This is a genomic window from Rhodococcus sp. KBS0724, assembly GCF_005938745.2.
Lineage (GTDB): Bacteria > Actinomycetota > Actinomycetes > Mycobacteriales > Mycobacteriaceae > Rhodococcus_F.
This window is the reverse complement of sequence record NZ_VCBX02000002.1, coordinates 363,288-385,394: the sequence shown is the minus strand read 5'-3', so window position 1 is coordinate 385,394 and position 22,107 is coordinate 363,288. Positions and strand designations below refer to the sequence as shown.

25 protein-coding genes and 1 pseudogene are annotated in these 22,107 nt (G+C 60.4%); 20 read left to right on the top strand and 6 right to left on the bottom strand.

What is annotated here, in order from left to right:
• The first annotated feature begins 24 nt into the window (after positions 1-24).
• The 6 genes from FFI94_RS32720 (at position 25) to FFI94_RS32695 (ending at position 7,017) form a co-directional block, all read left to right on the top strand.
• Positions 25-999, top strand: coding sequence for an ABC transporter substrate-binding protein (locus FFI94_RS32720; protein ID WP_138874015.1), 975 nt, complete (start codon positions 25-27; stop codon positions 997-999).
• Positions 996-2,366, top strand: a complete 1,371-nt coding sequence (locus FFI94_RS32715; RefSeq protein ID WP_138874014.1) for an LLM class flavin-dependent oxidoreductase — start codon at positions 996-998, stop codon at positions 2,364-2,366. The genes FFI94_RS32720 and FFI94_RS32715 overlap by 4 nt, the downstream gene beginning before the upstream one ends.
• Positions 2,363-3,763, top strand: coding sequence for an NtaA/DmoA family FMN-dependent monooxygenase (locus FFI94_RS32710; protein ID WP_138874013.1), 1,401 nt, complete (start codon positions 2,363-2,365; stop codon positions 3,761-3,763). Before FFI94_RS32715 ends, FFI94_RS32710 begins: the two co-directional genes overlap by 4 nt.
• Entirely contained in the window at positions 3,760-4,623 is an 864-nt protein-coding gene (locus tag FFI94_RS32705; RefSeq protein WP_138874012.1) for a sulfurtransferase, read from the top strand. Before FFI94_RS32710 ends, FFI94_RS32705 begins: the two co-directional genes overlap by 4 nt.
• 450 nt (positions 4,624-5,073) lie before the next feature.
• Positions 5,074-5,925, top strand: a complete 852-nt coding sequence (locus FFI94_RS32700; RefSeq protein ID WP_138874011.1) for an SDR family oxidoreductase — start codon at positions 5,074-5,076, stop codon at positions 5,923-5,925.
• Between the two features lie 90 nt (positions 5,926-6,015).
• Positions 6,016-7,017 (top strand): GAF domain-containing protein, encoded by a 1,002-nt coding sequence (locus FFI94_RS32695; protein ID WP_138874010.1) that lies wholly within the window; start codon positions 6,016-6,018, stop codon positions 7,015-7,017.
• Between the two features lie 417 nt (positions 7,018-7,434).
• On the opposite strand, the gene FFI94_RS32690 is transcribed toward FFI94_RS32695, so the two are convergent.
• Positions 7,435-7,866 carry a helix-turn-helix domain-containing protein gene (locus FFI94_RS32690; protein ID WP_185993512.1) on the bottom strand — a complete coding sequence of 144 codons (432 nt, stop codon included), beginning with the start codon at positions 7,864-7,866 and terminating at the stop codon, positions 7,435-7,437.
• A 579-nt stretch (positions 7,867-8,445) separates the two neighbouring features.
• Here FFI94_RS32690 and FFI94_RS32685 point away from each other — a divergent pair.
• From FFI94_RS32685 to FFI94_RS32660, 6 genes are all read left to right on the top strand, one after another.
• Complete coding sequence (locus FFI94_RS32685) at positions 8,446-8,826, top strand: hypothetical protein (RefSeq protein ID WP_144298313.1); 381 nt, start codon at positions 8,446-8,448, stop codon at positions 8,824-8,826.
• Positions 8,823-9,131, top strand: a complete 309-nt coding sequence (locus FFI94_RS32680; protein ID WP_138874007.1) for a hypothetical protein — start codon at positions 8,823-8,825, stop codon at positions 9,129-9,131. Before FFI94_RS32685 ends, FFI94_RS32680 begins: the two co-directional genes overlap by 4 nt.
• Positions 9,128-9,571: a hypothetical protein gene (locus tag FFI94_RS32675; protein WP_138874006.1), complete on the top strand. Its 444-nt coding sequence runs from the start codon at positions 9,128-9,130 to the stop codon at positions 9,569-9,571. The genes FFI94_RS32680 and FFI94_RS32675 overlap by 4 nt, the downstream gene beginning before the upstream one ends.
• Positions 9,572-9,714: 143 nt before the next feature.
• Positions 9,715-10,143, top strand: coding sequence for a hypothetical protein (locus FFI94_RS32670; RefSeq protein ID WP_260684571.1), 429 nt, complete (start codon positions 9,715-9,717; stop codon positions 10,141-10,143).
• On the top strand, positions 10,140-10,469 hold the full coding sequence (locus FFI94_RS32665) for a hypothetical protein (RefSeq protein WP_138874004.1): 330 nt from the start codon (positions 10,140-10,142) through the stop codon (positions 10,467-10,469). Before FFI94_RS32670 ends, FFI94_RS32665 begins: the two co-directional genes overlap by 4 nt.
• 423 nt (positions 10,470-10,892) lie before the next feature.
• On the top strand, positions 10,893-12,182 hold the full coding sequence (locus FFI94_RS32660; protein ID WP_138874003.1) for a replication protein: 1,290 nt from the start codon (positions 10,893-10,895) through the stop codon (positions 12,180-12,182).
• Between the two features lie 22 nt (positions 12,183-12,204).
• Here FFI94_RS32660 and FFI94_RS32655 read toward each other — a convergent pair whose 3' ends face one another.
• Together FFI94_RS32655 and FFI94_RS32650 are read right to left on the bottom strand one after the other, a co-directional pair.
• Positions 12,205-12,450 (bottom strand): hypothetical protein, encoded by a 246-nt coding sequence (locus FFI94_RS32655; RefSeq protein WP_138874002.1) that lies wholly within the window; start codon positions 12,448-12,450, stop codon positions 12,205-12,207.
• Positions 12,451-12,688: 238 nt separating this feature from the next.
• Positions 12,689-12,961, bottom strand: coding sequence for a recombinase family protein (locus FFI94_RS32650; RefSeq protein WP_138874001.1), 273 nt, complete (start codon positions 12,959-12,961; stop codon positions 12,689-12,691).
• 1,821 nt (positions 12,962-14,782) lie between these two features.
• Here FFI94_RS32650 and FFI94_RS32645 point away from each other — a divergent pair.
• Positions 14,783-15,151 (top strand): hypothetical protein, encoded by a 369-nt coding sequence (locus tag FFI94_RS32645; RefSeq protein ID WP_138873999.1) that lies wholly within the window; start codon positions 14,783-14,785, stop codon positions 15,149-15,151.
• A gap of 76 nt (positions 15,152-15,227) precedes the next feature.
• Here the strand turns inward: FFI94_RS32645 and FFI94_RS32640 are convergent, their stop codons facing one another.
• Positions 15,228-15,539 carry a MerR family transcriptional regulator gene (locus tag FFI94_RS32640; protein ID WP_138873998.1) on the bottom strand — a complete coding sequence of 104 codons (312 nt, stop codon included), beginning with the start codon at positions 15,537-15,539 and terminating at the stop codon, positions 15,228-15,230.
• A 671-nt stretch (positions 15,540-16,210) separates the two neighbouring features.
• Between FFI94_RS32640 and FFI94_RS34890 the strand changes: the two genes are divergently transcribed.
• The 4 genes from FFI94_RS34890 to FFI94_RS32620 all read left to right on the top strand — a co-directional run bounded on the left by FFI94_RS34890 (position 16,211) and on the right by FFI94_RS32620 (position 18,379).
• Positions 16,211-16,696: a MerR family transcriptional regulator gene (locus tag FFI94_RS34890; RefSeq protein WP_397495602.1), complete on the top strand. Its 486-nt coding sequence runs from the start codon at positions 16,211-16,213 to the stop codon at positions 16,694-16,696.
• A gap of 132 nt (positions 16,697-16,828) precedes the next feature.
• Positions 16,829-17,032, top strand: coding sequence for a cold-shock protein (locus tag FFI94_RS32630; RefSeq protein WP_138873838.1), 204 nt, complete (start codon positions 16,829-16,831; stop codon positions 17,030-17,032).
• A 157-nt stretch (positions 17,033-17,189) separates the two neighbouring features.
• Complete coding sequence (locus tag FFI94_RS32625) at positions 17,190-17,831, top strand: TetR/AcrR family transcriptional regulator (protein WP_138873997.1); 642 nt, start codon at positions 17,190-17,192, stop codon at positions 17,829-17,831.
• A gap of 260 nt (positions 17,832-18,091) precedes the next feature.
• Complete coding sequence (locus tag FFI94_RS32620; RefSeq protein ID WP_260684570.1) at positions 18,092-18,379, top strand: helix-turn-helix domain-containing protein; 288 nt, start codon at positions 18,092-18,094, stop codon at positions 18,377-18,379.
• 131 nt (positions 18,380-18,510) lie between these two features.
• Here the strand turns inward: FFI94_RS32620 and FFI94_RS32615 are convergent, their stop codons facing one another.
• Positions 18,511-19,251: a zeta toxin family protein gene (locus FFI94_RS32615; RefSeq protein WP_260684569.1), complete on the bottom strand. Its 741-nt coding sequence runs from the start codon at positions 19,249-19,251 to the stop codon at positions 18,511-18,513.
• Between the two features lie 121 nt (positions 19,252-19,372).
• On the bottom strand, positions 19,373-19,828 hold the full coding sequence (locus FFI94_RS32610) for a hypothetical protein (RefSeq protein WP_138873994.1): 456 nt from the start codon (positions 19,826-19,828) through the stop codon (positions 19,373-19,375).
• A 1,133-nt stretch (positions 19,829-20,961) separates the two neighbouring features.
• On the opposite strand from FFI94_RS32610, the pseudogene FFI94_RS34565 reads away from it, so the two are divergent.
• From FFI94_RS34565 to FFI94_RS32595, 3 genes and pseudogenes are all read left to right on the top strand, one after another.
• Positions 20,962-21,084: pseudogene (locus tag FFI94_RS34565) on the top strand (acyl-CoA thioesterase); the annotation flags it as partial.
• 428 nt (positions 21,085-21,512) lie between these two features.
• A complete protein-coding gene (locus FFI94_RS32600; RefSeq protein WP_138868725.1) occupies positions 21,513-21,725 on the top strand; it encodes a ribbon-helix-helix domain-containing protein in 213 nt (70 codons plus the stop codon).
• Positions 21,722-22,078, top strand: a complete 357-nt coding sequence (locus FFI94_RS32595) for a type II toxin-antitoxin system PemK/MazF family toxin (protein WP_138873219.1) — start codon at positions 21,722-21,724, stop codon at positions 22,076-22,078. Before FFI94_RS32600 ends, FFI94_RS32595 begins: the two co-directional genes overlap by 4 nt.
• The last annotated feature ends 29 nt before the right edge of the window (positions 22,079-22,107 follow it).

The window sequence follows — 22,107 nt, the reverse complement described above, 5'->3', positions numbered from 1 at the left end:
CACCCCTGCCCCGAAAGAACTCTCATGAAGCGCATTCGTCTGCTCGCTCCACTCGTTCTCGCGACAGCACTGACTCTGTCCGCGTGCTCTGATGCTGGCAGTACCGCCAGCAACTCTGGAACCGACGTCACCATCGCCTTGGACTGGCTCGCCCAACCCACCAATGCAGGTGCGTACATCGCCCTCGAAAACGGCTACTACGACGACGTCGGCCTGAACGTCACAGTGCAACCTGGTGGCACCGAGGCGTCGAGCGTCAAGATCGTCGCCGGTGGCGGAGCACAGTTCGGCCTCGAGTACGGTGGCCCGCTCCTGCAGGCGAGGGAGAAGGGAATCGACGTCGTCGCTCTCGCGCCTACCTTGCAGAAGAGTCCTGCTGTGTACGTGTATCACGCCGGAGCCGACATCAAGACGCTCGCGGACCTCAACGGGCGCACCGTTTACACCCAACCGTCCTCGGGCGACTGGGAACTCACCGTCAAGGAATTCGATCTCGACAAGGCAAGCCCGGTTCAGTTCCAGGGCAGCTACGCTCCATTCGCAGCCGATAACGATGCAGTCGCGCAGGGCTACGCAACATCGACCCCGGCCACCCTTGCAGCGCAGGGTATCGAGGTCGGAACGATTCCGAGGATCTCCGAAAATGACTACGGCAGTGTTCTTTTCACCACACGTAAGTTGATCGACGACAATCCGGAACTGGTCAAGAAATTCGTCGCTGCCACAGTCAAGGGCTGGGACTTCATCCGGGACGAGCCGCAGAAGGCCGCCGACATCCTCTCCGCCTACATCGAGGACAGTTCGATCGAGGACATCGTCGCCGAATTCGCAGCGCAAGTACCGTACATCTGGAGCGGCGACGCAGACACTCACCAATTCGGCTGGCAGACACAGAAACGCTGGGACGCGATTTACGAGCTGCAGCTGAGGCAAGGAACAGTCACCGACCGTAGTGTCCTCGACGGCGCGTGGACCACCGACTTCCTTCCCACGTCATGAGTAAACGCATCCGCCTCAACGCGGTCACCGTCAACGGCCCCACTGTCTCGCCCGGACTCTGGGCACACCCGGACGATCACGCGCACGAATTCACCGGCCTCGATTACTGGGTCCGATTGGCCCGTACCCTCGAACGTGGCCGGTTCGACGCCGTGTTCTTCGCCGACATGCTAGGCCTTTACGACGTGTACCGAGGGAACCCGGCGCCGGCGCTCACCGGGGCGATTCAGGTTCCGATCCACGACCCGACCTATCTGGTGCCGGCGATGGCCGAAGTGACCGAGCATCTCGGGTTTGCAGTCACAGTGTCGACGACGTACGAAAACCCGTACACCGTTGCCCGCACCCTCTCGACACTCGATCTTCTCACCGAGGGCCGCGTCGGATGGAACATCGTGACGTCGAATCTCGACAGCGCCGCCCGGTTGCACGGCCATTCCACCCAGGTCGACGTCGAAGATCGGTATGCCCGAGGCGAGGAGTTTCTCGACGTCGCATACGGACTGTGGGAACGCAGTTGGGGCGATCACGCGGTTGTCATCGACAAAGCCGCCGGCGTGTACACCGACCCCTCCCAGGTGCAGGGAATCGGGCACCGCGGCACATGGTTTTCAGTGCCGGGAGTGCACACCGTCGATCCGACACCCCAACGCACTCCGCTTCTCTTTCAAGCCGGAAGCTCAGAGACGGGACGACAATTCGCTGCAGCGCACGCCGAAGCGGTTTTCTTGAACACCCCGACCATGCAGGCCACCAAGTTCATCATCGACGACGTCCGGCAGCGGGCCGAAAAACTGGGCCGAGATCCCGAGTCGGTGCTGTTCTTCCCGAAGATCACACCGATCGTCGGGGCCGATACAGCTGACGCGCACAAGCGATTCCAGGACTTCCTGCGTTACTCGAGCACCGATGGAATCTTCACGCTGCTCGGAGCATGGACAGGCATCGATTTCGCCGAAGCCGGCGAGGACAAACTGTTGGGCATCGCATCCAAGTCCGACACTCGCGGTCTCGTCGAATCGCTCCGGCGCCAGAAGCCCGGTGGCGATTGGTCCAGTGACGAACTCGCCCAAGTCTTCGCGTTCGGTACCAGTGCGCTGACCATCGGCGGTCCCGAAGATGTTGCCGACGAACTCGAAGAGTTCATCGATTTCACCGGTGCCGACGGATTCAATGTGGCATCGGTCGTCCAGCCCGGAACCATCGACGACTTCGTCGACCATGTCGTTCCCGAGTTGCAGAAGCGAGGCCGAGTGCAGACCGAATACGTCGCAGGAACCTTGCGTGAGAAGGTCACCGGCCGGGGTCCAGGTCTCCCCGACAACCACCCCGGGCGCGGCACGAACGCAGGAGTGAGGACATCATGACCACACCGTTTACCCTCACCTACGTCGAGCAGGCCGGCCCGGCCGCCGACAGCGGCTTGTGGAACCATCCGGACTTCGAGCCGGAACTGTTCAAGAAGCCCAGCTATTGGAACGCACTGGCTCGGCAACTCGAAGACGCCGGATTCACGGCACTGTTTATCGCCGACATGCCTTCGGTCGGCTCGGACATTCCCGCCCAACACGAACATCAGTTGCGTCAGGGATTCGGGCCACGTATCGACCCCACCTACCTGATTCCGGGGATGTCGAGGGCAGCACGACAACTCGGATTCGTCGTTACCTCGTCGATCACGTACGACCACCCTTATCGTCTGGCCCGAAAGTTTGCGACGCTCGATCACCTCACCGGCGGCCGAGTGGGCTGGAACATGGTGACCACCAACGCCCGTCAGGCAGCGCTCAACCACGGACTCGCAGACCTACTCGAGCACGACGACCGCTACGACCGGGGCGACGAGTTCCTCGCTGTTGCCTACGCATTATGGAACGACAGCTGGGATGACGACGCTATACGCCTCGATGCGGACAGTGGGGTGTACATCGATTCCGACAAGGTGCGGCCCGTCGACCATCGAGGCCCTCGATTCGCAGTTCAGGGGATTCCCGTATTCGCGCCGTCTCCGCAACGTACACCAGTCCTGTTCCAAGCCGGATCCAGTGAGAGGGGTCGTGAGTTTGCGGCCACTCACGCCGAGGTCGTATACCTCAACGCGGTCAGCGCGGAAGAGACGTCGTTCCTGGTGTCCGACATACGCAATCGTGCCGAGAAGCACGGTCGCGACCCCCAATCCCTGCGCTTCCTCCCCCGGATCATTCCGGTGGTGGGCCCCACACGGGCAGACGCGGAACGCAAGTACGAGGACTTCGTCGATCACCACGACGAGGGCAGCGCCGCGTTCGTGCTGAAGCAGTGGGCAGGCATCGACGTAGATGCGCTGCCCAATACCGGCGAGATCAACCTCGACGACCTGCCTGTCGAGGGACAGACATCCCAGCACACGGCGGACTACCTGCGCCGGCTGAGCCGGTCCGGGCGCCGCTTCACCAAACGAGACCTGCTACGTGCCTATGCATTCGGCGGAGAGGGAAACGTACAGGTAGGAACCGGCTCCGAGATCGTCGACCAGCTCGAACGGTTCCGAGACGAGACCGGCGTCGACGGGTTCAACGTCGCATACATGCTGCGCCAGCACAGCCTGAACGATTTCGTGCAGTACGTCGTGCCCGAGTTGCGCGCACGCGGACTGCTCGAAACGCCCGACGCAGACCATTCGAGTCCAAGCACGCTGCGGGAGAAATTGACCGGCACCGGCCCCCAGTTGCCAGTCGACCATCCTGGCCGGCGTGCCCACAATCTAGCGGGGCATACAGCATGAGTGTCAACGAAATACCCGCGCTCGTCGACGCCGATTGGCTTGCGACAGCACTGCAGGAAGGGGACATCATCACAGTCGACACCACAGTGCTGAGTGTCGCCCGCAACGGCGGCGGGGTCGAATGGCTCAGTGGCCGAGACGACTTCGAACGCCAGCATATCCCGGGATCAAGATTCGCAGATGTGCTCGGCGCGTTTTCCTCCCCCGACGCCCAACTGGTGTTCACCCGCCCTGATTCCGACCGATTCCAGGCGGCTGCACGCACACTCGGAATCAGCCCGAACTTCCGAGTCGTGCTGTACGACAATGCGATCAATGCGTTCTCCGCGCGCCTGTGGTGGTTGTTCCGCTCCTTCGGCCACGACCGAGTCGCGGTGCTCGACGGTGGCCTGCAGGCGTGGAAAGTGGCCGGTCACACGCTGGAGTCAGGCCCCGCAGCACCGGTCGACGCCGGAACCTTTGTCGCAGATCCACAGGACGGGTATTTCGTCGACCGATCCGCTGTACTCGCCGTCGTGAACGGGGAACTGCCCGGAACGCTCGTGTGCGCCTTACCTCCGGAAAACCCTGAAGTCGACAGCGGATTTCGTGGCCGCCCGGGTCGCATACCAGGATCCGTCTCGGTGCCCGCTGCGGACCTGCTCGCCCCTCAGACCGGCACTCTCGCACTGACAACACAATTCGACGCAATAGCACGTCAGGATGAACTTGTGATCACCTACTGCGGAGGCGGAATTTCAGCGAGCCTGGACGCCTTCGCCCTCACATTGCTCGGGTACCGCAATGTCACTGTGTACGACGGCTCGCTCAACGAATGGGTCCTCGACGCAAACGCCCCGCTAGTCGTCGGAGCCGGGTAGATACGACCGAAACTTGAGCAGAACCAACACGAAGCATACTGCCGCAACAGCTGACAGCAGACTAGAGCAGCTATATCCGTCGACGCTGGAATGCCTCCCGATAGCGTGGCCGATACCGTCAGCACTTCGTCTCCGTGCCAATCCTAAACGCAGCGCCACAGTCGTCGTGCGGCCAGCGCACAGCATTTCTCGAGGTGTCACTGAGCTTGTTCAGACCTCACACCGCCTGTAGGCGGCCTCACAGGCAACTTGACCTGACCATCCTACGAGTCAGCGAAGCGGGTACAACCTCCTGACCCCGAACGCCAATCGCGAGATTCCAGTTCAGAGCATACGAGCACGGAACTCCTTCGGTGGATGAGTCGATGGTTTCGGTTCGCGGTGAGCTAGGTTCGCAATCTCACAATTTCTCAATCCGAGCATCAGCGCTTCCCTCGATATTGTGTATGCGTGAATTACTTTGCAGGCCGGGTGGTCGTTGTGACAGGTGCTGGTGCGGGAATCGGACGACAATTATCAATCAAATTAGCCAGGCAAGGAGCCTTACTGTCTTTACTCGATCGCGACCAAGCTTCGCTGGACGAAACCATGAAAATTATTGGAGTGCAACCTGGTTCATGCCTACTCTCAGGCATTGATGTGACAGACCGGACTGCGATGCATGCGTGCGCAGTGGAAACTTCGGAAAAGTTTGGCCGCGTGGATGCAATATTCAACAACGCGGGCATCCTGTATTCCGGAGACATTCTCGACTCGGAGTTCACGGACATCGAACATGTGATGAATGTGAACTTTTGGGGTGTAGTTAACGCATCGAAAGCGTTTCTACCCTTGATCATTCGATCCGATCACGGAAAAATAGTCAATGTGTCATCGGCATTTGGTCTTATGGCAGCTCCGGGGTACGCCGCATACAACTCGGCAAAATTCGCCGTACGAGGATTCACGGAGTCACTACGCCAGGAAATGCTAATCAGCCACCCTCAAGTTCAGGTGACCTGTGTCTTCCCCGGAGGCGTCAAGACGTCGATCGCGCGCAGCGCGCGGATGGCCGCCGCACTGGACAGGGTTTCGGTAATTGAATCGTTCGAAAAGAACATCGCTAGAACCGAACCGGACGTTGCTGCCCGCATCATCCTACGCGGGGTCGAACGAGGAAGGTCTCGCATCCTGGTGGGCAACGACGCGCGCCTAATCGACATCGTGACAAGAATCTCAAGCGCAGGCTATCAACGGATCTTGCCATCGCTTAATTCTGCCCGGTCAGAGCGAATCAGACGGGACGTTCATCCCGATAGATAGCGTCCTTGTTCCTGAAATCGAAAGTGACAGTTCAATAGAACCTTGCGTAGTGTTCTTCTGTTCGCATCCGCGGGGAGAGGAACACAGACAGTGGCTGCAAAATGGTTGTTAATCGAAATATTCGGGGACGCTGCACCGTCCATCATCGGCGTGGGAAGCACACCTCGCCGGTTCATGGCACTCGACAAAGTCCTCAAAGGCAACGGCTCATTCGACACCGCGCTAAGCGCAATTGCCGAGGTCGCGGCGTCACTCAAACAAATCGATCGGACGTCGGCTGACAGCGGACGCCGAATCATCGTGAAGCCACTCGTAACATTTGGCGGACGTCTGCATGGCGTGTATTTCTGGGCTGGCAGACCGGACGAGCAGGTACCCGAACCAGATCCGGCGGGAGCATGGACGTTCAACCTCACCGAAGGTAAAGCAAGCGGAAGTGATGATCTGCTGGACCTCTACGGTGTTCCTGCTTCCGAGCGTCACACGGAGAAAGCAATGGCCGGCGCCTTTACCAGACTTCGCACGAATCATGACGAAGGCGAAGCGCTTTCGAAGATCATTCACTCGAAACCGGGAACAATTCACCAAGCAGTGTGGACGGTTGAGCGAGATGACAAAGAGCTGAGAGCAGCTCACTTCTCGTGCCGAATGCTCCAAGAGACCGATCCGAAAGATGGACGAGCGCAGGTGATTCTGCGTGGCATTACTCAGGATATCGGCCCAGCGCAGTCTGTTGTATCTGCACCTCCTCCTGTTGTCCTCGAGTATCGGGTACTAGAGGCAGCCACCAATGAGGGCGAGCATCGCGCGATTGTCAATCTGAAGACATTGCGGCTGATCCGGTGGATTGGAGAGCCTGTTTCAGGGCTGGCTTGGGAGTCTGTAGACGATCAGATCGAGCCAGGTATGCATCCGGAAGATCTCCCGATTGCACTTGCGATGTCCGAGGGGCTGGCAAGGGGAAAGACGCACGGCACATTACGTTTCCGTCAACTTAGCGGTGAGTGGCAGTCGTACGACGTGGATGCATCGCTGATGGCGCTGGATCAGCACACAACGGCGGGTCTGGTCATGATCCGAGCCGCACTTTAATAGCGCTAGGAACGACCCAGGGCGACTCGACGATACGTTCAGGTCATCACTACGTGGATTTCCCTATGTCAAACTAATTTCCTGAGAGCACACTTCAGGCCCACTCCTCAAGTATTGCTGCGTCACTTTGGATTTCGCGGAATGCCTCTTTGGCTTTGCGCTCCGTCGGGTTCCGTCAGATGGGACTTAGTGCCCAAATATGAAGCTATGCCTTGCAAGTGGATGTAACCGATCTGTAACGTGCAATCTTGCGCGCCCCATATGGGGCCTCCGGCAGTGGGTGGTTTCAAGTGACCCCGCCAGGCAACGCCGTCGCGGTACCCGTGGTATCGCACGTTCTCTTGCCTGAAATGTCACCGGAGGAATGCCGTGTTCTGCACGTTAGAGTCTTACGAAACGACGCGTAGGGGTGCACTTCTACGCAGGCACGCCAGCCGGCCGTGTGCGCGCACGCTCGTAGCTGGCCTGCAATTCACCAACGCCGATTCCCAAAGCATCGGCCAATTTCCGAGCGCTGTCATCAGTCAACAAGACCTCACCGCGCTCAATCCGAGCAATCATGGAAGTGCTGATCCCGGTCATCTTGCCGAGCTGCGGTTGAGTGAGGCCAAGAAGGATGCGCCAATCGCCCGGAAACCGTTCCGCTTCCGGAACCACGACAAGTGCACCCATTGGGACCCCAAGCGTCTGTGCCACCAAAGCGAGCGTGTCGACCTGAGGGCTTCGATTGCCAGTCTCCCACTGCTGCACCGTTGCTCCTCCAACTCCGGCGCGTCGAGCCAGGTCTGCACGGCTAAAGCCTTTGCTCTCTCGGGCATGGCTAAGCCGCGCGGGGTCAAACCCACGCATCACTCGACGGCTCATTGGGGCGTTCCATTTCTCATTGCTAGACACCATGCCGTACCTCCTCTAAGGTCTAGTCCATGCATGACTTTAAACGATGCAATTGTTGTAATAGGTACGGTGGGTCGCCACGAAAAGTAGCTGAAACCGAGAGGTAGAACACTTCACTGAGATGAAAGTCCCCCAGCCGCTACGAACGGCCGGGGGACGAGACCAAACGGGTTGCCGCCCGTCCAGTATTTCTTCCTATGCAGAAAGGATTCTGCGATGTCTATATTAGTTGACCGTCCATGTGTCAGCGACAGATCTGGTGCACTGCCTGCGCCGTCGCTTTCAACTCTTGCGTTTCGTCGGGTCGCAGCTCAGCATGTTTCCGTTGACGGGCGTTGCGATGCTTGCGGTTTCCGGGTTTCGGAGCGTGCTCCGTTGTGCCCGGATGCTGCTGTTGCGTTGCGTGAGTTGTCTCGTCGGGACGGCAGTCGTACCCCGCGATCACTGCTGTTTAATCACGCGACGATCGATCTTCTTCGGATTGCGGGTGCTCATCATCCTGATCGGGTGGGTAGGTGCGCTCGGTGTGGGTTCGTGTTCACCGCCGAGTGTGATCTGTGCCCGACATTGCGGGCTGTTCGGCGGGAGCTGGAGGTTCGTGGTGTGGTACCGATTGTCAGCACCGAGAAGGGCAAGGGTTTATGCGCAGGTAAGGCGAAGTCGTGGGAGATGGACGACCGCAGCGCGAAGGAGTGGCGCAGCGCGATCACCTCGTGTGAAGCATGCCCACTGCTGACGCAGTGCCGGGCGGAAACAGATTCTGCGGTTGCGCGTGGTGATGGTCCGCGCCGGATGATTGCGGCTGGCAACGCGTACGACAACCTTGGTGCTCTTGTCGATCAGGATCGGTTGGAGCTGTACGAGGCGTTGACGAGAGCATCTCGCGCGCGCTCGACGTCGAGGGTGGCGGCGTGAGTTCCGTTGTTCCGCCGCCGACGGTGTTGGCGTGTGCGATTGACCCGCAGTCGTGGGATCTCGATGAGGGTTCGTACCATGCCGGGTTGGATGCTCGAGCGGAGTGTTTCCGTTGCCTGCGTTTGGCGGAGTGCCGGCGGGAGTTGTCGGCCATGGTTGATGCGGGGACGCCGCCGAGGTCGATGGTGTGGGCGGGTGTTGCGTTCAGTCATCGTGGCCGTCCACTTACATCGGATGCGGCGTTGCGTTCGTATTATCGGCGTGTCGACGGTCAGCGTGGTTCCCGGCGTGGGAGTGCCGCGTGAGCAGCATTTCTGGGTTGGTCGATCGAACGATGGCTCGCCCTGTCGACAATCCAACATGTGATCGGCCAGCCATGTTGGTGCTGCACAGCTTCGAATCGGCATGGACTGTCTACGGCGTTCTCGCGGATGTGAAAGGGCACCTACCGGTTCGAGATCGCTATCACCGAACGTGGATCCTCGTCGAAGTCGCCGGACGACTCCGCAGCCGCCAGTCCTTCGCCCGCACCAGCGCCCACCCGGGCGATTCCCGAGACATCCACGGTTTGATCGACGTCGACTCAAGAGCAGTCCTTCATGCTCGCGATCTGATCGACGCTCACGGGCCTCTGACCGTCGAGCCCTCCCCCACGGCGATCCCCGCACCATTCCTGCTCCCGTGCATCGAACACAGCGGACCTTGCGCAATCACGCCGCCCGCTTCGTTGGACGCCACCCGATAGGACACTTCGACATGGGTACAGATTTACTACTCGCCGAACTTGAAGACCGAAACCGACCTCTCCCTGAAATCATCCTCGATCTGAGTACGGGCGCACTTCCCTCCTCAGCCTCGACCGGTCTACCCTCCCAGCGATGGATGTGGATGGCAGATCTCCTCACCCACCCACACTGGGGCCTCGCATCGGTCGTCGACGGACTCGGCCACACCTGTGCGCCGGTGGCCCGGTTGTGCCGCCTGACCGCCAACGCGATCCATCCCCTCAACTTGCGTGAGCTGTGGGCCGCCGAACTGCTCCCGACCACCGAGACGCGGGCCTTGCACTCCCCCAACGACACCGGCCATTGGGAAGTATCGACCTGCGTCCTCGAACTGATCACCGACGGACTCGACCACTGCGACGGACTCGACGTCTCCGGCGTCGAAACTGTCACCGCCGCGTTCACCGCCATCATCACCGCACTAGACGCTGCTGCGGCTCGCACAATCATCACCGCCGCCACAACGCACTGGGCAAACTCCGCACCCGCCGAGATACCGAAAGCACTTGTACGCCTGGGAGTTGCATCATGACAACACAGACATACGCATCCCCGTTGGTCGAATCCATGATCAGTACCGCCGCCCGCTCCATCCTCGACGAAATCGGCATCGACTCCCCCACCGAGTCCGAATCCGCAGAAGTACGCCAGCTCGCCGAAACAATCGTCCGAGAGACCGTCGACGCGCTCGCCGGACCTCGAAGACTGTCCGGCGGCATGCGCGAGAGCCTCCTCGACGTCGCAGATCTCGTGACCACCGACCCGGAGACTGCATCAGTCGATCAGATTCACGACGTTGCGAACGCGCTACGCGGTCTTCTCGATCTCCACATCCCGGCGAGGGCGGATCGACAGTGATAGCGCTGGTTCTCGCTGGAGTACTGGGACTGGCAGGCGTTGCAGGGACTGTGCTTTCGCTGCGCACCGCGCATTCCTGACACTTCACCGCCCACGCACCCCAAACACGAACTTTGAGGCGCGCCTCGTCTTCACCGCGACGCGCCGCGCCGCGTCCCGCCGCGCCCGCAACACCGAACTCGGCACTACACCTAACGAAAGACGCCACCCACCACCAAACAACAACCGTTGAAAAACCTTGACACCCAACTCAATAACCGCAGTACCTACAGAAACGACGAAACCCCCTTGCGGGGGTCCGTAACGATTCGCCGAATCAACACAGAGCCTGGCCGGGCTCTCGTCGTCACTGACCGAAGACGAAATATCCGCTCCGCCTTCGGTACTACAGATTTTCTTCACTCACATGAAGGGACTTACCTGATGACAGGTAACACGCCTCAGGGTAACGCACGCCCTGAACCAGCGCCAATACTTTCACAACACGACCCCACCGCACCGTTCCACATCATCGACGGTCAACCCGCAGCGTCCACACCTGCGCCACCGACTGATGACGAATGGGACCGCACTGTACGTCAAGCCACCGAAAACGTCGCCCGCATAGAAACACTCAACGCAACAAGCAACCAACGCGGCAACTCCTGGGCACTCCCCGTCGCAGAAGGCCAACACGCCCGAACCCCCACCTGGACAAGCCGCCCCCACTGGCAACACCAAGTCCGCACACTCCTCAACTCCCCCAACGGCACCCAACTCTGCAAAACTCACACCGTCAGCACCGAAACCGTATTCGCTGTCGCCGTAACACACGCCCACCACGCCGACAGTAAAACCGGCCGATCAATCACCGCATCACGCAACACCATCGCCACCCGCGCCGGAGTCAGCATCAGCGCAGTCAAACGCGCCAGACGAGTCCTCACAGCCCTCGGAGTCGCCATAGAACTCGTCCGCGGCCGCTACCTCCAAAAAATTGAATCCATGGCCGCAGAAGCACACCACGGACACCGACAGTTCCGGGCAGCATCCGTCTGGGCACTCATCTCACCCCGCACCGCTGTCACAACCATCACCGCACCCTTCAAGGAGCTCCGAAAACCTTCTCGCGCAACACTTCGCACCGCCGAACACCGCGCCCGCACAGCGCCGCGAACTTCTCCACAAAACAGCGGCCGTGGCCCCCTATCCCCCTCCTGGGGATTTGTTCTTCCATCTCTTGTTTTCAAGTTCTCACCAACGCACGCGCACACGCGAGCGGGCAAGCCGAAGAACACACAAAAACCCACCCCACGACCAATCGAACTGCAACGCACCGCCGCCCAACTAATCGCCCACATCCCAGCGCTGAAAACGACCCGACACGTCGGCCAGATCTGCGACGTCCTCGACCAAGCCGGCATCGACCCCGCCCGATGGACCGGTCGCGACATCGCACGTGAACTCACCGCAGACACCCAAACTCGGGGCTGGGTATGGCCCACACAACTCACACGACCGACCTCGTTCCTGCGCTGGCGATTGGCACACATCGACTGGACCGCTCAGACCCCTGCCGAACGTGCCCGTGAAAACGATCGAACCCGTCTAGCCGAACAAGCAGAGCGCTGGCGCGAGGCACGGGAGCGGGATTCACACGTCGCCGACGCTCACGCTCGTGCCCAGATCATGAAACAACTGCGGGAACAGCTCTCGACGAGAACACCCGCATGAACACCTGCATGAGTCCCAGCCATCAGTCGGCGGCCGCAAGATCCTCGTCATCGGCAAAAATCAGCCTTCCGTCATCGAGCGCGATTGCCCACCGATGTACCGGAGCCCAATTGCGCCCCACCGACTCCGAATCGATGACCATGTTCGCGTAGTCCTCGATCACCACACCGGTATATGCCATGCCGCCGCTGCCGGGACCAGGCACCATAACCGTGACCCGAGAGCCAACAGCCATCGCGCTATTGGATTTGTCGTTCTGTTCGTTCATTCTCGGATTCTCCCCCGACCACACCTACTCGCGCGCACCATCCGTCACGAACTCGCGACGGATAGGACTGGTATTGAGGGGTGCGCGTAGTGAAGTGGTTCTGTATCTGGTCTCAGTCGGGCAGCACCGCCGAAGCCAACCTTTCCGCTTTCGAGGGGCGGCACGATCAGCCTCGACCCCGAGGTCAGTCGGAGCGCGCTGCTGCAACAGTCACGGTGACGGTGTCCGAGCAAAGGCCCTACTCGAGGACTTTCAATCCGATTCCGCGGTCGCGCAGGTCAGCACCGAGGGTGATCAGGTGCAGCACCGAGCGTCCCAGCCGGTCCAGGCGGGCGATGACCAGGGTGTCACCGCTACGCAGCCACGTCAGGACCGTCTCATGTTGTGGGCGTGAGGCTTTCGCACCGCCCGCGTGGTCGGTGTGGATGTTCTCGGTGTCGTTACCTGCTCGCACCAAAGCGTCGACTTGATGGGCTGGATTCTGATCTGCGCCCGAAACCCGGCGCAACATCTGTCGAAAACAGCCTCCTTTCAAGGTTTTCGACAGATTGCGGTGCATTCACAAGGCCACCGTTCGAGACCTCACACACACCGAGCTCGGTGACATCGCAGCACAATCTTTCGGGGACCTCTCGCCCACCAACACGGAGCTGTACCGGGCTTTCAATCTCGCCGAGGATGCAGCGCCTCGTTCATACTCTCCACCCCACGCGCATGCGCCGAAAGCTCCGCCCGAGCCGACCGCATCGTGGCACCCCGGCCACGCGAACCGGGCTCCGGCACCTCGGAGTCCTCATTCGAGCTCGATACCGCGGCGCCGTGGCCCCGTTGAGCGTTGTCGGATTCCTCTCGATCCGCCCGCATGCGGAGCAAAGATTCTGATTTCGGGGTATTTCTCATCGGAACATTGTCCCAGAACGGCCGCCGCGGCCTGCAACCTGCGAGCAGCCCCGCAGACGACCAGCCGTTTCCCCCGGTCACCGATACCCCCGCCACTCACTGGAAAATATCTACAGCCGTTGGGGTAGACATCCTCGGATAGGTGTTGTATCTTTTCTCTCGTAAGCGAAGAACGAAGCAGCAAGTGCGGGAGAGATGAACTGCCCGCAAGCAGTACCGCAGGGCAGGGTCGCGCCGAGACCGAAAAGTTGATGTTTATGTGTGGTCTCGGCAGCCCCCTTTCAGAGCGGCTCCCGGACGTCACCACGAGTCCGGAAGCTCGAAAGAGTGCAGTTGTGTAATGGAAGTTCAACCCAGACCCCCGGCGGCCTTTACGGCGCCGGGGGTCCCGTCCGTTTGACCGATAGAAAGACACTCCATTCGGGCAGAAACTCCCGCCAGCACGATCGACGCACTGCCCGGAAACTCGACGACGACTACCCTGCCCCATCTGCGACTCGCCGGGCCGATAGTGATCAGGCGATGCTCGTCCAACCGCGGTTGCGCCCAAACACCTCCGCGATCACGGCTTTGAGGCCGGAGTGTAGATCGGAATTACTCCGCCGGGGCCTGGTGACAGAAGAACGTCGAGTCAGCAAATCCCGTCACCTTAACCAGCACGTCGAGGCAGTATCGAGCCTCGAGGAGGCGACGGCGCGGACCTTCACCGTCGTTCCTGCGCCCTCCAGGCTCGCAGTTTTTCCAGATACTCCGTCGCGGATCTGACCATCATGTGATTCCCTGAGATCCCTTGGCCCGGCAACAACATTGCCCGGATGGCCCTGGCACGCAGACCGGTCCCCGGCGCCACAGGGGGGTGGGGGCGCCGGGGACCGGATGGTGGAATCACTTACACAATCTGCACTCTCGCGAGCTGCCGCACTCGTGGGGACGTCCGGCAGCCGCCTATTAGGGTCTTCCGAACCGAATACGCATCGAACAACACACTTTTCGGTCTCGGCACGGCCCTGACTGCGGTACTGCGTGCGGGCAGTTCATCTCTCCCACACTTGCTGATTCGTTCCTCGCTACGACACAAAAGATACAATACCCTCTCAAGAATGTCTACCCCCATCGCTGTAGATATTTTCCAGTGAGCGCAGAGGTATATCTGACCAGGAGAAACGTGCCGACCACACGGAAGGAGGAGATGTCCCACAACCGGCGCGGGTTGTCGCGCAGCGAAAGAACCCCGAAGTTCGATCTCTGCTGTACTTTCTCCTGCTCGCAACTCCCCTGACACGAGCGCATCCCCTACACATGGTTGGATAGATCGTTCATCGCCGCCCCCGCCGGACCCGATCGCCTGCGGTTCCCCGGTTAGGGCGCGGCGACGGACCTCAAGACTCGGCCGCGTCATGCCGCAGCCGCCGACAAACAGATGAGGACGGCCATGCCCCTGAGAGGGAAATACTCGGAAAAATACAACGACGCGCTGATCGCACTGGCCGCGGCGTCCCAGCGGCCGGCGAACGTCGTCAATCTCGCCGGGGAATACGCCATTCGCGTCGATCTCGAGTACAACCGCTACGTCGTCGCCACCAATACACCCCAGGGACTCTCCGACGAACCCGATGCCAACGGCTCGTGGCTGGTTCGGATCTTTCAATCCGGCGACGACGCACCGCACGAACTCCTCACCGAAGCCACCGATCAATGGCTCATCGACGCCTTCGATTCCGCCCTCGAACATCTCGAAGCCGACGGAAACAAAATTGAAGCGGACGTAGACTTCGGCGACATCGGGCGGTCCGAGGGGTAACCCGCATCAGCCCGGCCCGTGGAAAGGATCGTTCCTCATCTACTTCCGGGAGAAGCTGCTCGCGGCGGTGCGGTGATCATCCTCGACCCTCGGCGGATTCGCTCAACTGGGCAACCCGCGCCGCCAGAATCGAGTTTTCGGCTTCGAGTGAGAGAATCAATCGAACACCGTTGAGGTTGACGCCGGCGTCGAGCAGCGCGGTGATCCGGCCCAATGTGTCCAGATCCGCTTCGCTGTATCTGCGAGTACCCCCACCTGTCCGCACCGGCGTCAACAACCCCCGCCGCTCGTACAGTCGAAGTGTCTGCGGACCAACCCCGGAGAGCTCCGCCATCACCGAAATCCCGTACACCCCGCGCCGTGAACGTGCCCCTAGCTCCTCTGTCATGGCCACTCCTTCGAGGGTCGTCATCTGGTCACGCGCCTCCAGAGCTCATATGAAGTGAAACAATCTCGTCCCCACGATACAGATTTCCTGCATCCGAGCGGCCAGGATAATTTCTCGCCGCCCGGGAAGGGTACGAGATCCGAACTCTCACACCTCGGGCGTTCCCTCCGGCCACCGCAAGCACCGCACCAGGGCAGTACAACATGCGACACGCGCGCCAAGCCCTGCGTGGCTTGCATTTTCGTAAAGCCGGGTAGCCACAGTTGAGATCGACCCAGTGCTCGTCGCCAGGTCGATTCGGATTGCAGCCTCACGAAAACTGCCACCAGCCCGGCCGGCGCGGACTCTCGCGCACCGCCCCCCTTCCGATGTCGCCCTCACGGACTACTGTCGACGCGTTTTTCCTGGTCAGATATACCTCTGCGCACTGGAAAATATCTACAGCGATGGGGGTAGACATTCTTGAGAGGGTATTGTATCTTTTGTGTCGTAGCGAGGAACGAATCAGCAAGTGTGGGAGAGATGAACTGCCCGCACGCAGTACCGCAGTCAGGGCCGTGCCGAGACCGAAAAGTGTGTTGTTCGATGCGTATTCGGTTCGGAAGACCCTAATAGGCGGCTGCCGGACGTCCCCACGAGTGCGGCAGCTCGCGAGAGTGCAGATTGTGTAAGTGATTCCACCATCCGGTCCCCGGCGCACCCACCCCCCGTTGCGCCGGGGGCCCGCTCTTTCCCGTTCTTCGCCGTTTCACGCCTCGGGGGCCAGTCCAGTAACCGAAAGAGGACACCCCATTCAGGCAGAAACACCCGACAGCGCGATCAATGCTCTGTCCGGCAAATTCGACGACGAAGACTACCCGGCGTACAGCATGGGGCAGGCCGCCGACATTCTCGGTGTGCGGCAAGCGTTCCTGCGTAGTCTCGACGCCGCGAAACTTCTCACCCCGCAACGCTCCGACGGCGGGCACCGCCGCTACTCCCGCTACCAACTCCGCCTCGCCGCCCGCGCCCACGAACTCGTAGCCAGCGGTACCCCTCTGGAGTCGGCGTGCCGGATCATCATCCTCGAAGATCAGCTCGCCGAAGCGCGCCGTATCAACGCCGAACTTCGACACACCCAACAGCAGACGAACGGACCTGGCGCCCCGCCCGAATAACCCCGATCCCTAGCGCCGGCACCTTGCGTATGCGTACTCCGCAGTAAGGGTGACTCGCACGACGTGGGAGGATAGAGGAATCGAGATCGGGACTTCGATGTGAAACCCGGATCGATTGTGTAGGGAGTTTGTATGGCGCAGGGCATCGTGAAGTGGTTCAACGGCGAAAAGGGCTTTGGTTTCATCGCTCCCGACGACGGAACACCGGATGTGTTCGTTCACTTCTCTGAGATCTCCGGCAGCGGCTACAAGTCGCTCGAGGAGAACCAGCGTGTGGAGTTCGAGGTTGGCCAGGGCCAGAAGGGCCCCCAGGCCACCGATGTGCGCACTGTCTAGTTAAAGACCATACGAAGAGGGCTGCACCCGCAAGGGTGTGGCCCTCTTCTTACGTCGTAGTGGCCCTTCGGGCCATCAACGAGCTTCGACACAGAACAACCACACCCGGCGTGGCCCGAGAACACGACAGTCGGCCCCCAATACAAGGAAACGCTACATGACAGAGCCCACCCATCAAGTACACCCGGCCACCCCGCAAGTACCTTCACAGCGCCCCCGCCAACCGCGGGCAACACTCACCAAAGCAAAAATCCTCCACGCCGCCGCGCGAGCATTCGCCTACGACGGCTATGACGCCACCTCACTGGCCGACCTCGTTGCGGCATCGTCATCGACGAAGGGCGCAATCTATTTCCACTTCGACTCGAAAGAAGCGATAGCTCGAGAACTCGTCACGCACTGGTCGAGCACGCTTCATCATGCATACTCAGCCGTACAAGCGTCACCGCAACAGTCCGTCGCCGAGATCAACTCATTCTTCCGGGACCTTGCGGCAGCTGTCGCAGTCAGTCCGCTCGCACGTGCCGGTCTACGACTCGCCGCGGAAACCGGAATCGACGGCGCCCGAGAAGCATTCACCTATTGGATCGATATCACGAACCTGCTCGTTGATGGTGCGATCGAATCAGGAGAGCTCCCCGACAACTCCCTAACCCGTCAACTCGCGTGGAACCTGTGCGCGGGATTCCTCGGAACGGTCACCATCATCCGAGTCATCGGCGACCAGCGCGATTTCACTACCCGGATGCAGAACCTGACCGATGCGCATCTTTCGGTATGCGCTGCGAGGACGAGTTAGATACTCCGAGGCTCCCATGACTGTGTGTCAGATGCACCCCGGCCGCCTCGTGAAGGATTTCAGAGCACGAGTTCTCGACAGAACGAGCCGAGCGCGCTACACGCCGCTGCTGGCCGATCAATGTGTTCACATCAACGCGAACCTCACCCGAAACCTGGTTTCACTTATAACTGCAATCATCGACGCCAGGTCACGTACAAGAGGCCTGAAGCGATGAATGCGACATCGACCGATCGCGGCGTAGGAAAACCACGTTAACCGTGACAGATACCGCAGCCGCACAAGCCGAAGCAGTCGATACCGCGGCCCTCACGTCTGCGGTCCCGCCGGAGCTCGCGAACATCCTCACCGAGGCGATACGCATCATCGCAGCCGGCGGGACCGTCACACTCGGCTCGATCCCGGACGAGCTCACCACCACGAACGCTGCGGACATGCTCGACATCTCCCGCCCCACCCTGAGGAAACTCATCCAATCGAGGCAAATACCAGCCCACAAGGTCGGCTCCCACACCCGACTCAAGACCGACGAAGGTCTGGACTACTGACCGGCGGTCACCGCCCTGGACAGTCGTGATCTCTATCCCGCAACCGAGAATCACTGCACTCCAAGAAAATGGCAACGACGACACAACAATCACGTCTACACTTCGCAAACCGACACAGACAGTGCTACCGCTCATACAACGAAGGTGTGGGGGTAGACCACTCGTCCGTTCTCCTTCACCCACGTCTCATCGTCGCCGCCCCAGTTCTCGATCAGCAACTCCACGGTCGGAATGTCCGCGGCGAGCGGATCATCGAACGCCGCGCGAGCATTGCTGGCACAGACCGTCGATACGGCGCCGCCGCTGTAGAGAGCGTCGATGACGAACGCCGGGGTGAACCGTCCCCCGAAATCGTCGCCGCCCCGCAGAGCAGTTTCACGGCCCCGCCACCACCGGCCGAGTGCACGCGCCTTCGTGATATCAACTGGCGCTTCGACATCGAGAATCGTCAACTTCTGATAGTCCGCCTCCGCCAGCTCGGCAAGCAACCGTCGACCGAGCCCCGGCCAGCTGAATGTTCCTTCCAGTACCACGTTTTCGCCGATCCCGAGGCAACGCTCGGTAATAGCGTCGACGATGACCGTCGACTCCGTATGCACCAGCGGCGAGAGTTCGCGCGGCATCAACCGGTGGCCGTCTGCCAGCACCTGGTCGAGGAGGTCGTCGTAGAACCCCTGATCGAGTGCATCACGCAGGAGATAGTCTTTGACCCGGTCCGCGTCGACGACACGCCACCCCTGCCCGGCCAACTCCCGGCGTTCGATACTCGAACTCTTTCCCGCCGCCGGCGGCCCAGCCGTCGCGAGCGCCAAAAACTGCCGCCCCACGGCGACGTCGGTTTGCTCGGATAGGTACATCTCGACGATATTCATGCGAGTTGTGCTGCGCGATACCGCATTCCGAGCGCGGGCCGATGAGCGCGGACCGTTCTTGTCCAACGGTTGCCCTGGGATACACCATGCTTCGAGTTGAGCTGCGACCGCCTCCAATAATTCAGAGTGCATTCGCCTGCGCACGCCCCTTCGCCGTGGCCTCGAACAGAACGCGGCGATCGTCGTCAGTGAGAAGCTCTCCCGAACGTTCGATCTGATCCCACGACCCACGCACATACGATTCACCGATCGGGTCATCGGAGGCGATGTGGCCGAACGTGTAATCCCAGCTGCTGAGTTCGTTCATCATCTGTTCGTGGCTGATACGGCCGGCCGCATGTTCGAGCATCACCTCACGCGGACTCCGATCACGAGCGGCAGGATTGAGGCGCAGCTTCTTCAAAATCCGGCTCACCTCGGGCTGGGCGACACCGAGCATCACCGCGATCGTGCGTTGGGGGACGTTCTCGTCAGTTGCCTTGCCCACCGCGCGCAAAAGCTTGAGTTGCAGCAGTTCCTTCTCCGCCGGGATAGCCCGCAGGTCCCGCTCGATGCCGTAATCGATGGTCATCGCCATCTCCCTCCAACTGCAGTTATACCAAATAGTATCACCTTGGCGGGTGATATTCAGCGCCCCGCACCCCACCGACTAGCGCCTCCGCCGGTTCCGCAGCTGGCATCAGTCAGCTAGCACCGCGGAGGCAAGCCGTTCGAGCTTCCGATGGGCGGCAGGATCCGGATCTACCGCGAGATCAGCCGGAGTGTGCCCCTGCGGCAGCCGCGGGGACGGAATCAGCCACCACGAAGCCACTCCCCCACTCGGTGTCAGCCGATCAACCGGGTACTGGCACCTCAACTCGTCTGAGGGGCACCGCCGTGCCAAAGGCCTTGAACAGCTATGGCCTTGAGGTCGAAGAACTTGTCAGACAGTTCCTCGAACGCTTCGGACGCTAGAGCCCAAGGCTCTTCAGAAGCTTAAGTGCCTTCCGTTCGCTGGAAGACATGATCCACACCGACATCGAATTCACAGATTCATCGGATGTTCCTATCAAAACCGGTTTGTCGTTCAATCGACAGGTTCTGGTGCATTGATCGGTAAGACAGTCCCAGATTCGGTTTTGGTCGCCGAGCTGTCCGCACTGTGACGCACTAACACGTTCTGGGTCGATCGCGGTTCCGTAAGGGCGCGAGTTCACCAATAGACGATCAGTGACCGCTATCGGGACCCCTGCAGCTCAACTCGTTCCGGACATGGGCTGGCTTTCGGGGACGCGCCTGTCGTCGTTCGGCTTTCGGGTTCCGCTCGCTAGCTACCAGTGGTCCTGGACATACTGAGGTCATGACGAGCCGAGGAGTGGTCCGCAGTTGGGACGTGCGGGGCATGCAGGGCGTGATCGACTCCGCAGACACCCCTCCGGTGATAGCTGGACTCCATGGATATCCGTAGCGGTTCCCGGGTTCCCCGGTTTGACTGAAGGTCACTTCCCCGCACGAGTTCGAAGTCTTGCCAAATACTTCAGACGGTTGGTTTACCGCGGTAAACGTTCCGATCAAGAAGTTGAACTGGAATCGGCAGGCCAATCCTGCAGCGCCGAGCATCGAGTCGTCGTCGGAAGTTTCTGGGTGACAACGAAATCCGATACCGGGTGGGCGCAGCCGTCAGCGAGAGCACGAGTGCGCGCGAGCGCAACGGAGGCACCTCGGGTGCTGATGACACCAGACATGAGCAACTTCTCCGGCAACGTCCACGGTGGTTCGTTGCCCAGACTACTGGACCAGGTCGCCTGCGCCACACAGTACGCACGCTCATACGTAGTGACCTTGTCGGTCGATGCGGAGGTGTCCTGACGGGGGGCAGCAGAACCGCTGTGGGCCAGATAGACCTGCATATCGCAGGAAAATGAAAGATGTTCTCCGCCAGACTCTTCGAGGGCGCTTTCGCCGCGTCGAAAGCACATGCAGCGACTTGGAGGCCTGTGTCCGCAATGCTGCTGCAGCCCGGTACAGCGCTCCCGTCGTAGCCGTGCATTCCCACGGTAACTCCTGCACACGCGCATCAGCTGCTTCAGCGGACCCTCTGAGGTACTTATCTCTGATGCGCTACCAACGTCACTGACAGAGGAATTGACCGCCTTCGCGCACTGTCATTTTCTCGACCAACTCAACGGTCTCACCACACTTTCGCCCGCACTCGCCGCGAAGGTGAACGTTCGGTCTGCGTCACCGTTTACAGGTAAGTCATACTTCGGTACGCTAGGAGTATGACCGCAAAGTTTACAATCAGCCTCCCCGACGAGGACACACACGTCCTCGACGAGTACGTCCGTGATCACGGGCTCCGTGGCCGGTCAGCGGGAATCCAGGCAGCACTCCGACTTCTCGCGGCGTCCGGCCTCGAACGCGACTACGCCGCAGCGTTCACCGAAAGCGACACCGACGAGGCGTGGGACGTCACCGCGGCCGACGCCGGATGATCCGCCGGGCACACATTCACTGGGTCGATCTGGACCCTACGCAAGGTAGCGAAGCGTCCAAACGTCGCCCGGCGGTGATCGTGAGCAACGACCGAGCCAACGCCACGGCAGAAAACCTCGGCAGAGGTGTGGTCACCGTTGTTCCGCTGACCACCAACACGTCACATGTCTTCCCGTTCCAGGTACTCGTCGAGCCAGACGAATCAGGGTTAGGTCAGGCATCGAAAGCTCAAGCGGAACAAGTACGTTCGGTGTCGGTGCGCCGACTCGACGCCGAACCTGTCGGAAAGCTTGGGCTCAGAACACTGGCCGCACTCGAGGAAGCACTACGACTGCATCTCGATCTGAACTAAAAGGAAAAGGTCCGAAAAATTTTCGAGAT